At 51.3% G+C, this 11,657-nt stretch carries 8 protein-coding genes and 2 tRNA genes; 2 read left to right on the top strand and 8 right to left on the bottom strand.

Going from position 1 to position 11,657, the window contains the following annotated elements:
- Window positions 1–56: 56 nt before the first annotated feature.
- From MJZ25_06980 to MJZ25_06990, 3 genes are all read right to left on the bottom strand, one after another.
- On the bottom strand, window positions 57–980 hold the full coding sequence (locus MJZ25_06980) for an NTP transferase domain-containing protein (protein ID MCQ2123915.1): 924 nt from the start codon (window positions 978–980) through the stop codon (window positions 57–59).
- A gap of 119 nt (window positions 981–1,099) precedes the next feature.
- Window positions 1,100–1,172 (bottom strand) — tRNA-Lys (locus tag MJZ25_06985).
- Window positions 1,173–1,291: 119 nt separating this feature from the next.
- Window positions 1,292–1,364: transfer RNA gene (locus MJZ25_06990), tRNA-Lys, on the bottom strand.
- 210 nt (window positions 1,365–1,574) lie between these two features.
- On the opposite strand from MJZ25_06990, the gene MJZ25_06995 reads away from it, so the two are divergent.
- The gene (locus MJZ25_06995; GenBank protein ID MCQ2123916.1) at window positions 1,575–2,513 is read left to right on the top strand and encodes a tyrosine recombinase; all 939 of its coding nucleotides are present in this window, start codon (window positions 1,575–1,577) and stop codon (window positions 2,511–2,513) included.
- Between the two features lie 45 nt (window positions 2,514–2,558).
- Complete coding sequence (gene leuB, locus MJZ25_07000; GenBank protein MCQ2123917.1) at window positions 2,559–3,650, top strand: 3-isopropylmalate dehydrogenase; 1,092 nt, start codon at window positions 2,559–2,561, stop codon at window positions 3,648–3,650.
- Window positions 3,651–3,739: 89 nt separating this feature from the next.
- On the opposite strand, the gene MJZ25_07005 is transcribed toward leuB, so the two are convergent.
- From MJZ25_07005 to purL, 5 genes are all read right to left on the bottom strand, one after another.
- A complete protein-coding gene (locus MJZ25_07005) occupies window positions 3,740–5,251 on the bottom strand; it encodes a CotH kinase family protein (GenBank protein ID MCQ2123918.1) in 1,512 nt (503 codons plus the stop codon).
- Between the two features lie 89 nt (window positions 5,252–5,340).
- The gene (locus MJZ25_07010; protein MCQ2123919.1) at window positions 5,341–5,829 is read right to left on the bottom strand and encodes a hypothetical protein; all 489 of its coding nucleotides are present in this window, start codon (window positions 5,827–5,829) and stop codon (window positions 5,341–5,343) included.
- 41 nt (window positions 5,830–5,870) lie between these two features.
- Window positions 5,871–6,719 (bottom strand): ZIP family metal transporter, encoded by an 849-nt coding sequence (locus MJZ25_07015; protein MCQ2123920.1) that lies wholly within the window; start codon window positions 6,717–6,719, stop codon window positions 5,871–5,873.
- Between the two features lie 119 nt (window positions 6,720–6,838).
- Complete coding sequence (locus tag MJZ25_07020) at window positions 6,839–7,945, bottom strand: hypothetical protein (GenBank protein ID MCQ2123921.1); 1,107 nt, start codon at window positions 7,943–7,945, stop codon at window positions 6,839–6,841.
- Between the two features lie 229 nt (window positions 7,946–8,174).
- Window positions 8,175–11,657, bottom strand: a 3,483-nt coding sequence (gene purL, locus MJZ25_07025) for a phosphoribosylformylglycinamidine synthase (GenBank protein ID MCQ2123922.1), incomplete at its 5' end; no start/stop codon positions are given.

The following is an 11,657-nucleotide window of genomic DNA, read 5'->3' on the forward strand; positions in this document are numbered from 1 at the left end:
CTGAGCGCTACCGATAGGACCAAAAAAAGAGCCTTTTGAAAGGGCTCTTTTTTTATTTATTCGTGAACGATTACGTTATTCAAGGCCTTATCAGAAACCTTGACGCCATCCCAGACCACCACATCCTTTAGGGTGCAGTTTTCAATGACGGCACCATCACCAATGGCAACATTAGGACCGATGGTGCAGTTCACAAGTTGCACGTTCTTGCCAATATAGCAGGGAGCGATAATCTTACAACCATCAGCAGAAACACTGGCAGAGTTGTCGTTTCGCTTCAGCACATGGGCGTTGGTTTCAAGAAGGGTTTCAGCCAAGCCGCAATCCAGCCATTTCTGTACCGGAGCAGTGCTGAACTTGCAGCCCTTTTCAAGCATCATTTCCAGAGCGTCGGTCAGCTGGAATTCATTCTTGGTACGGATGTTATTGTCCATCAAGTACTTCAAGCTTTCCTTGAGAACCTTCACATCCTTGATGTAATAGATGCCCACGATAGCTTCGTCGGAAACGAATTCCTGGGGTTTTTCAACCAAACGTTCAATACGACCATTGGCGTCAGTTACAGCTACACCAAAGCGCTTCGGGTCTTCAACCTTGAATGTATAAAGGATGTTTTCCTGAGCGTTGTTCAAAATGGAAAGGTCGGCTTCGAACAGGGTATCGCCCAAAATGATCAGGAGCGGTTCGTCGTCGTTCACAAAGGGCAAGGAAAGGCTGATTGCTTCACCCAGACCCTGAGGATTGCTCTGCACCACAGTGCGGGTAGCCCCCCAAGCCGGACGCTTGGTCAAGAACTGGTCGACAACGTCGGCCTTGTAGCCCGTAATGAAGATGGTTTCAGACGGCTTCAAAGAAAGGGAATCTTCGACAATCCAGTCCAAAATGGTCTTACCGGCCACCGGAAGTAAGCACTTCGGCACATTTTCGGTATAAGGGCGCAAACGCAGACCATTTCCAGCAACGGGCAATACAATTTTCATCTAAAAACCAAAAAAACAAAATTTGTAATAGTCTTACAAAGATAGCACTTTATACGGGTAGTATACAAAATACAAAGTCTAAAAGCAAAAAAAACTCTCTCATTTCTGAGAGAGTTTCGTGGATGATGCAGGGGTCGAACCTGCGACCCGCTGATTAAGAGTCAGCTGCTCTACCAACTGAGCTAATCATCCATAAAGGTCGTAAAAATCAAAAGTCGAAGTTTCAAAGTTCGTAGGCCAGTCTGCTTTCGCTTTCCGAAGAACGCTTAGCTTTGTCTGTCGCTTTTGTATGTATCCTCTTTCGAGGTTAGTGGATGATGCAGGGGTCGAACCTGCGACCCGCTGATTAAGAGTCAGCTGCTCTACCAACTGAGCTAATCATCCATAGTCGCTTAGGACGGGCTCAATATTAGAATTATTCAGAACACTTGGCAAGGGGAAAAGCAAAAATTTTTGAAAATTTTTTGCAATTATGAATTATGAATTACTAATTACACGATTTGCAGGTAGGGACCGACGCAAAAACCGGTAAACATTTATATATTCGGCACATCTCGCAACTTGCAATTCGCAACTCATAACCGGATTTATCCTTTGAGCAACAACTCTAATCGTCTAGACGCCTACATGGCCTTTTTGGGAGTGGAGCGAAACCTTTCGCCCATGACCATCCAGAGCTACCAGGAGGATCTGCGTCATTTTATCGCATGGCTAGACGTCAATGGAATTGATCTAAAGGAATTGACACCCCAGAAGTTGGACGAATTTCTGACCGCGGCAGCAAGCCAGGTAAGCGCAGGCAACGACGGCAAATCCGCCGGCAACGACGACGCTGCAGTTTATGCAGCCACCAGCATCGCAAGGCATTTTTCCAGCCTTCGCGGGTTCCTGAAGTACATGCAGAACCAGGGCGAGTACGATTTCAGCACCGAAAGCATGCTGGCCACACCGCGCCTCGGCCACTACCTCCCCCAGTACCTGACCCGAGATGAGATTGACAGCGTTTTCGAGAGCGCCGCCCGCGGCAAGAACCCGCTACGAGACACAGCCCTTTTCGAATTGATGTACAGCGCTGGCCTCCGTATTTCGGAAACATTGAACATCAAGTTGGCACAACTGGATTTGGACAACGAATGGCTCACGCCCATCGGCAAGGGAAACAAGCAACGTTTGATCCCTCTAGGCAGCAAGGCCAAGGAAAACCTACGCGAGTGGATCGAGCGAGGCCGCCCCCTCACCCATCCGGAAACAGACAACGTAATACTGAATTCTCGCGGAAAACCCATGAGTCGCATGGGGGCCTGGAAAATTGTGCAACAGCATACGCTCCACCTGACCAAGCAAGTTTCGCCACACACCTTTAGACACAGTTTCGCAACCCACTGTCTAGAGGCAGGCATGGACCTTCGCGTATTGCAGGAACTTCTGGGCCACGCCGACATCAGCACCACCCAAATCTACACCCACGTGGACAAGGAATTCATCAAGCAGGAGCACAAGAGTTTCCATCCGCGAGAATTAGGCCGGAAATAATTTTACTACATTTGACTCGTTCAAATTTTAACCAAGGACTCAATAATGAGCAAGAATTACAAGATTGCAGTTCTCCCGGGCGACGGTATCGGTCCGGAAGTGATGAAGGAAGCTGTCCGCGTTCTGGACGTTGTTTCCAAGAAGTTCGGTTTCGACGTGAACGCAGAATGGGCCAACGTCGGTGGCGCTGCTTACGACGAAAGCGGTTCTCCACTGCCGGAATCCACCCTCAAGCTGGGTGAAGCTTCTGACTGTATTCTTTTCGGTTCTGTGGGCGGCCCCAAGTGGGAACACCTTCCTCCTAACCTGCAGCCGGAACGCGGTGCTCTCCTCCCGCTCCGTAAGCACTTCAAGCTTTTCTGCAACCTCCGCCCGGCTCGCGTCTATAAGGAACTTGCTGGTGCTTGCCCGCTCCGCTCCGACATCGTCGGCGACGGCTTCAATATCCTCACCGTCCGCGAACTGACTGGTGACGTTTACTTCGGTCAGCCCAAGGGCCGCGAAGGCGTTCCGGGCTCCAAGGAAGAAATCGGTTTCGACACCATGAAGTACAGCCGCTACGAAGTGGAACGCATCGCTCGCTTCGCTTTCGACGCTGCCATGCTCCGCAACAAGAAGGTTGCCTCCATCGACAAGGCTAACGTTCTGACCACTTCCGTTCTGTGGCGCGAAGTTGTGAACGAAGTCATCAAGGATTATCCGGAACTGACTCTCGAACACCTCTACGTGGACAACGCTGCTATGCAGCTCCTGAAGCGCCCCCGCGACTTCGACGTGATGCTCTGTCCGAACCTGTTCGGCGACATCCTGACCGACGAATGCGCAATGCTCACCGGTTCCATGGGTCTCCTCCCCTCCGCTTCTATTGCTGAAGGTTCCTTCGGTCTCTATGAACCGGCAGGTGGTTCCGCTCCGGACATCGCAGGCAAGGGCATCGCTAACCCGTTGGCACAGATCCTCTCCACCGCTTTGATGCTGCGCTACACCTTCAAGGAAGAAGAAGCTGCTCGCGCAATCGAAGCTGCTTGCGAAAAGGTAATTTCTCAGGGCTACCGCACTGGCGACATCTACCAGGAAGGCTGCACTAAGGTTGGTACCACCGGCATGGGCGACGCTATCATTGCTGCGCTTAAGTAATTCGAGCATAACAATGCGAAAAAGACCAGTTCTCATTTTGAGGCTGGTCTTTTTTTACCCTAACAAATTTTATCCAAACAAACTTCGAATTAATACGTGGCGACTACACTCGTATAATCCGCAATTCTTTTTTGCAGCCAGCTTTTGAGGGCTACGACATCCACGACGTAGCTGCGCTTGGGTTGCCAGCGGGCGGCATCGTTTTCCAGAGCATTTTTACACAGCGCCAAATAGCTATCCAGATTAGCGGTGGCGTAATCATAGAGAACATCCTTCAGTTCGTTCCAGCGGGCCTTATAGGCAGCAAGGAATTCTTCGTTACGGAACATATTGGTAAAGAAACCGCTTTCGCCGTAACCATCCCATGCGGCAGCAGAACCGCCCGGAGCAAAACCGCCGAATCCCCCCATACCGCCGCGGCCTCCTGCCCCATTATTTGCAGTGTTGCACCCACCCCACATGCCCATGTTTTCGGCAACGCAGTTGAAAGGGCTCTTGCTAGGATTGCCGCTACTTAAGATCCAGGAATTCTCGCCGAAGTATTCAAAGGTTTCCTCATTCCAGCTGTAGCCAAAGCCTCCATCGTAATCCCAAATAGGACCGAAGGCATATTTTCCCTCGGCGCTTTCCTTATAGAGGTAAGTACTGCGGGGAGCCTCCAATTCCACATTGCGGGTCACTTCCTGAATAATCAAGTAGTCCATGAAAGTAGCAACATCCATCAGGGCAGAGAACGTTGCGAAATCGCCATCTGCAACGGCCTGCTCCACCTTGGAGAAATCCGCCTGGATGGATTCCAAAGCGGTAGCCGTAACATCCTTAGGGTACTTCACGGCCAGGGGCAACTTGTAAACGCTACTCCAGAAATTATTGTGTTCCCAAGTGTTCAATTCCGGACCATCGTCCTTATCCATATTGAACAGCACACCTGTGGCCTTGTCAATGTTCACGCGGCTGGCGGCCTGCTCAATCTGTTCCGTCAGCTGGTAGATTCCCTTGTAATCCCCATTCACTTCTACTTCTACAAAACGGTTGGCATTCACGAACTTGAAGTTTCCCATGTTGCGGGCCATGTCGAAAACAACTGCGTTCATGAACTTGCTCTGATCGCGGTAATTGGCCAGCAACACCCAGTCCTTATTTGCGGCGAGGCCCAGTACTTCCACCTTCTCATTAAACTTGATGCGGTACGGTTTCTTAGGATACCACAGGCGAGTAGAATTTCCGCGGTAGCGCACCTTCCCCGCAGCCTTCACATCCCCATACAAGCCATTTCCCGCAATCTCAATAACAGCCTCACTATAAATTGCCTCGCCATTTTCCGTTGTATCATTTAGTGCGACACTATCGGGAACTGTAATGCGAATATAAGGAATGCCGTTATTCGGCAGGGGGGCAGACACAGAACTGGAGCTTTCCTCAAAAGTCGTTTCATCACCAGTCTCTGGACTTGTAACATTTTCGGGGGTTGCAATATTTTCTGGACTTGCAACATTTTCAGGGTTTGCAATATTTTCTGGACTTGCGGAGTTTTCTCCACAAGCAATCATCAAGCCACACCATACAAAAACAACCACCCAACGCCAAAACATCCCGATCATAAAGCACCTCAAAAGGCAATTTAGACCAATCTGTTTTTCATGAAAAGAGCTGTTTCCAAGATTCAGAACAATTTCGTGTTAAGGATGTGTTAAGCCTTAAGCAAATTTTCAATATCGACCCGGCTCAGGTAAGTGTGCTGTTCTAGGCCGTCAACAATAGCCATCAAAGGTTTTTGACAGGCCATAAGCACGTTGTAACACTGTTCCACCACGTTGACTTCGGACATCTGGAAGTAATAGCAGGCAGCCTGAAAACTCTGGTAGTCCGCATCGCTCTTGTACAGTTCCGCAGGCAGTTCTCGCAGCACTGTGTCTAGATCGCAAGCAAAAGTCTTGCGGATGATAAACTCGGAAATGTGCCCCGCAATGGCAATATGAGCGGAGCCATCCAGTTCACTACCGCTAATACGGGTAATGCCCGGACGTTCCTTGGAATTGGTCATCTTCACATATTCCAGAGGACGCTTGAACAAAAACGCAATGAGGGCATGGCCTGCTTCATGGCGGCACAGCCTGGTGTATTCTTCGGCGCCGAAGAATTCTACCAAGGATTCACGAGTTAAAATCTGTTCGGACATACTTCAAATCTAGAAATTTCACAGATCAAATTTGCAGCTAATTAAAGCGCGGTATCCAGTACCATCATCAAGGAGAAGCCCAAAGCAAACAGCAAGGTCACCCCATCGAAATGAATTCCTTCGCTGGCCTCGGGCAAAAGTTCCTCCACCACCACGTAGATCATTGCACCCGCCGCAATGCTAAGCAAATAAGGCATCACCGGCAACAAAGCGCTAGCAAGGAAAATGGTAATGATGGCAGCACCCGCTTCTGCTATGGCAGAAACAACACCAAGCCAAAATGACTTAAGCCGGGTTTCGCCTTCAGCACGTAGCGGTAAAGAAATAATCGCTCCTTCCGGGAAGTTCTGCAAAGCCATACCAATGGAAACCGCCACCGCAGACGCCAAGGATACAATCCCTGCGGCATTCTCTACCGCGCCAGCAGCTGCTCCCGCGGCACCATCCACAAGGGCGCCCGCACCTGCAAGCCATCCAGCAAATACAACACCAATGGCCATACCTTCAGGAATATTATGGATGGTTACAGCCAGCGCAAGCATGGTGGTGCGTTTCATCTTCACCTGGGGACCTTCGGGTTCGTCACTGCCCAAGTGCAAATGAGGCGTAAGCTTGTCAATTAAAAAGAGCAAAAGAATGCCAGCCCAGAAACCAGCCACCGGCGGAACAAAGGCAAGCTTACCGTAATTTCCAGAGGACTCAATGGAAGGCAGCAGCAGGCTCCACACAGAAGCTGCCACCATCACGCCTGCAGCAAAGGCCATCATCCCACGCTGCACCTTGGGCGGCAAGCTTCCCTTCACGAAAAATACGCAGGCAGCCCCAAGAACCGTTCCCAGGAACGGAATGCCTATACCATAAACCACCGGTAAATATTGTGCAAAATCCATAGTCTACCTTAAAAATCACAGCACAAATAAAATAACACACTTACATCAAATTTACCATATCTCTTTAAACAAGAAATGCCGCTTTACGCGGCACCCCTATTCTTTGAATTAATAAAGAATTACTTCTTTTTTTTGCCCTTCGCCACAGGCTTCTTTGTTGTCTTCTTGGCAGCCTTCTTGGCAGGAGCCTTCTTAACAGCCTTCTTGGCAGCCTTCTTCTTGGCAGGAGCCTTCTTGGCGGCGGCCTTCGGTGCCGGGGCCGGTTCTGGAGCCGGTGCGGCAGCAGGCTCTTCTGCAGGAGCCTCAGGTTCTGCTACAGCTTCTTCTGCAGGAGCATCTTCCGTGGCTTCTTCTGCAGCGGAAGCTTCCTCTTCAGAAGCAGACTCTTCTGCAGGAGCTTCTTCTGCAGCGGCTTCTTCAGGAGCTGATTCTTCGGCAGGTTCTGCAGAGGTTTCTTCAGCTACAGTTTCTTCTGCAGGCTGTTCAGCAGACGTATCGCCATAAACAGAATACGGATCTTCGTAAGCCGGAGTTTCAGAATTTTCGCTTACTTCAGGAGAAGAACTTTCTCCAGAGTTGTCTTGAACCGCAGGTTCAACGACAAATTCCTGCTTTACAGCAGAAGCGTTATTCGATTCAGCTGCGCCACCGAACAGATCAAAATGAACGGTAATGGATCCACCGAACTTCAAGGAACTCAGGCGGTATTCCACATCAGACAGCTTAAAGTACTTGTCCATGGTCAAGTAGGTGCAGTTGAGTTCAACACCCATATGATACGGCAACTGGGCACCAACACTGCCTTCCACAAAAAGGTTCAGCGGCTTATTCCACCAAGTTTTGAGACGGGAAGCAGGAATTGCATAACCGACTCGAGCTTCAAAGTACGGACGAGCAACCAATGTTGCAGGAGCAATCACACCAACAGAACCCCATACGGGCACGGCAGGCATCATAACGTAATCGGAGCCATCTTTCTGCAAGCTGATAAAGCCTACGCCACCGCCAGCCATGAGAGGACCCACAGGGAAAGCCAAGAATTCAGCACCCAAGCTCCACATCAAGTCGGAATGCAGAGAGGTATTTGTTTCAACACCTTTTGCAATCTTCTTTTCATCAACTTTTCCAGGAACGAATCCCGAGACAAAACCATTCACTTGTGCTGCGGAACTAAAAGTCGTAAATGCGCCCAGAAGGAGGGCCAATGCAGTAGAAACTCTTTTCATTTCAAAACCCTTAAATGGCACTAAGCCTTTTCTTAATGATGCAAATATAGCTTTGTCAAAACAGAGTTACATGCGGGCTTCTGTAAACAGCATTAATTCACGAAACGCGTATAAATTTTTGTATACAAAAAAAATATCCGCCCCTGCAGGTGTTGCAGGAAGCGGATGTTTTGGATCCTATCGGACGCTTTGAGCCCTCCAGGATGACACGCAGAACTGGCGGCGCGGATTAGCCTACAAAAATACGGCCGTTGCGGAACAGCTGCATCCACGGACCGTCTTCGCCCCATTCAGCCGGATGCCAGGAGTACTGGCAAGTACGGAACACACGTTCCGGGTGCGGCATCATGACGAGAGCACGACCGTCTTCAGAGCAGAGGCCGTTGATGGCGAAGGGAGAACCGTTGGGGTTCAGCGGGTAGCGTTCGGTGTATTCGTGCTTGCCATCCACGTAGCGGAGGGCTACGAGGCCAGTCTTCAGACATTCTTCTGCAGCGACCCGGGAAGCGAATTCTGCGCGGCCTTCACCGTGAGCCACTGCGATAGGCAGCACAGAGCCAGCCATACCCTTCAAGAGGACGGCCGGGGTATCTTCAACCTTCAGAGAGCAGTAACGAGCTTCGAAGCGTTCAGAGAGGTTCTGAACGAAGCGCGGCCAATGCTTTGCACCCGGGATCAAATCCTTCAGGTTGGAAACCATCTGGCAGCCGTTGCAGACACCCAGAGTGAAGGTATCCTTACGGTTGAAGTAAGCTTCGAATTCAGCACGAGCCTTGGGGTTGAACAAGATGCTCTTTGCCCAGCCTTCGCCAGCGCCAAGAACGTCACCATAGCTGAAGCCACCGCAAGCCACGAGACCGTTGAAGTCCTTCAGGCTAACGCGACCGCTCAAGATGTCGGTCATGTGAACGTCGATGGATTCGAAACCAGCCTTGGCAAATGCAGCGGCCATTTCAAGTTCACCGTTAACGCCCTGTTCGCGGAGGATAGCCATCTTCGGACGGCTTTCAAAGTCCTTAATCACCTTGGCACTAGCGACCAAGTCGAAGGTGACCTTCGGAGTGATACCCGGATCATCCTGTTCCAACTTCAGCTGGTATTCGCTTTCAGCGCAAGCCGGATTGTCGCGGAGAGCTGCGATGCGGCGGGTAGTATCGGACCAGATAGCGCGAAGGTCAGAGAGGCCTTCTGCGTAGTCACCGATAACCAGGTTGTAAGTATCGTTCAGTTTACCGATTTCAGAAACGGTATCGCCCAGGCCTGCAGCGGCGAATGCAGCCTTAACAGCGGCAACGTCTGCATTTGCAACCTGAAGCACAGCGCCCAGTTCTTCGTTGAAGAGTGCGTCGATGACGTTGCCCTGGAGAGCGTTTACATCCAAAGTAACACCAACGTGGCCTGCGAAAGCCATTTCGGTAACGGTGGTATAGAGACCGCCATCAGACTTATCATGGTAAGCCATGATCTTGCCGTCGGCATTGAGTTTCTGGATGGTTTCGAAGAAGGCGCGGAGTTCCTTAGCGGAATCAACGTCCGGAGCCTTATCGCCAAGCATGTTGTAAACCTGGGCTGCAATGGAAGCGCCCATACGGTTCTTACCGCGAGCCAAGTCAACAAGCATCAAGGTAGTTTCCTTGTTCTGGATGAGCTGCGGGGTCATAGTCTTGCGAACGTCTGCGCAGGGAGAGAAGGCGCTGATGACCAGAGAGATGGGAGCAGTCACGCGGTGGCTACCCTTTTCGTCCTGCCATACAGTGCTCATGGACATGGAGTCCTTACCCACCGGAATGGTGATGCCCAGTTCCGGGCAGAGTTCCATACCGATTGCCTTTACAGCTTCGTACAGGTCGGCACCATCACCTTCGTAGTTAGGAGTTGCCATCCAGTTTGCGGAAAGGTTTACGCGGCCCATATCCGGAACGTAAGCGGCAGCCATGTTGGTGAGGGATTCAGCAACAGTCATGCGGGCTGCAGCAGCCGGAGAGATAAGAGCGATCGGAGCGCGTTCACCCATGGACATGGCTTCACCTTCGTAGGTGTCGAGAGTTGCGCTTGTGACGGCGCAGTCAGCCACAGGAACCTGCCAGGGGCCCACCATCTGGTCGCGGCAGATCATACCGGTCACGGAACGGTCACCGATGGAGATCAAGAAGGTCTTATCAGCAACGGTCGGGTTAGCGAGAACGCGGTGTGCAATATCCTTGATGGTAGCATCAGCGGGAACCACCTGGGACGTAAGCGGACGCTTCTGGCTCTTTTCGTTACGGATCATGCGAGGCGGCTTGCCCAGGAGAACTTCCAACGGCATGTCGATGGGAGTAGAACCGAAGTGTTTGTCGGTAAGAGTGAGGTGCTTTTCAGGAATAGCCTCGCCCACCACGGCATACGGGCAACGTTCACGCTTACAGATAGCGTCGAACACGTCCAGCTTGTTACCGGCAACGGCAATCACATAACGTTCCTGGGATTCGTTACTCCAGATTTCGAAGGGGCTCATGCCCGGTTCGTCGTTAGGAACGTTACGGAGTTCAAACTTACCACCGAGACCGCCATCGTTGACGAGTTCCGGGAAGGCGTTAGAAAGTCCACCTGCACCAACGTCGTGGATGAAGGTAATGGGGTTTTCTTCGTCCATTGCCCAGCAACGGTCAATCACTTCCTGGCAACGACGTTCCATTTCCGGGTTTTCACGCTGCACAGAAGCAAAGTCCAGAGATTCGTTACCGGCACCGTTGGCCACAGAGCTTGCTGCACCGCCACCAAGGCCGATAAGCATTGCCGGACCGCCCAGAACTACCAGGTGATCACCCGGGTCGATGTGGCCCTTTTCGATGTGGTCGTGCTTGATGTTGCCGAGACCACCAGCCAGCATAATGGGCTTGTGGTAACCACGAACTTCGTTACCCTTTTCAGCAGAAACTTCCTGTTCGAAAGTACGGAAGTAACCCAGGATGTTGGGACGGCCGTACTCGTTGTTGAAAGCTGCACCGCCAAGAGGACCATCGATCATGATGTCCAAAGCGGAAGCGATACGGCTGGGACTGCCAAAATCCTTTTCCCAAGGCTGAACTGCACCCGGCAGCTTGAGGTTGGAAACGCTGAAGCCAGTGAGACCGGCCTTCGGCTTGGAACCCTTACCCGTTGCACCTTCGTCACGAATTTCACCACCACTACCAGTAGCGGCACCCGGGAACGGAGAAATTGCAGTGGGATGGTTATGGGTTTCCACCTTCATCAAGATGTCCACTTCTTCGTTGTGGAAATCATACTTGTTGGTGCGGGGGTCAGCGTAGAAACGACCTGCGGTAGCACCCTTCATCACAGCGGCGTTATCCTTATAGGCGCTGAAGATGTTGGTGTTGTGCAGAGCGTAGGTGTTCTTGATCATCTGGAACAGGGACTTGTCCTGCTTGACACCGTCGATGGTCCATTCGGCACCGAATACCTTGTGGCGGCAATGTTCGGAGTTGGCCTGAGCAAACATGTACAGTTCCACGTCGGTGGGGTTACGCTTGAGAGCGGTAAAGTTGTTGACCAGGTAGTCGATTTCGTCGGCGGAAAGAGCGAGGCCCATGGCCTTGTCTGCCTTGACGAGAGCTTCGCGGCCTTCGGTAAGGACCGGAATAATGTTCAGGGGGCGCGGTTCTTCCTTGCTGAAGAGAACGTCCAGGGAAGCCTGGTCTGCGAACACGGCCTGAGTCATGCGGTCGTG

It is taken from the genome of Fibrobacter sp. (assembly GCA_024399065.1).
In the GTDB taxonomy this organism is placed as follows: Bacteria; Fibrobacterota; Fibrobacteria; order Fibrobacterales; family Fibrobacteraceae; genus Fibrobacter.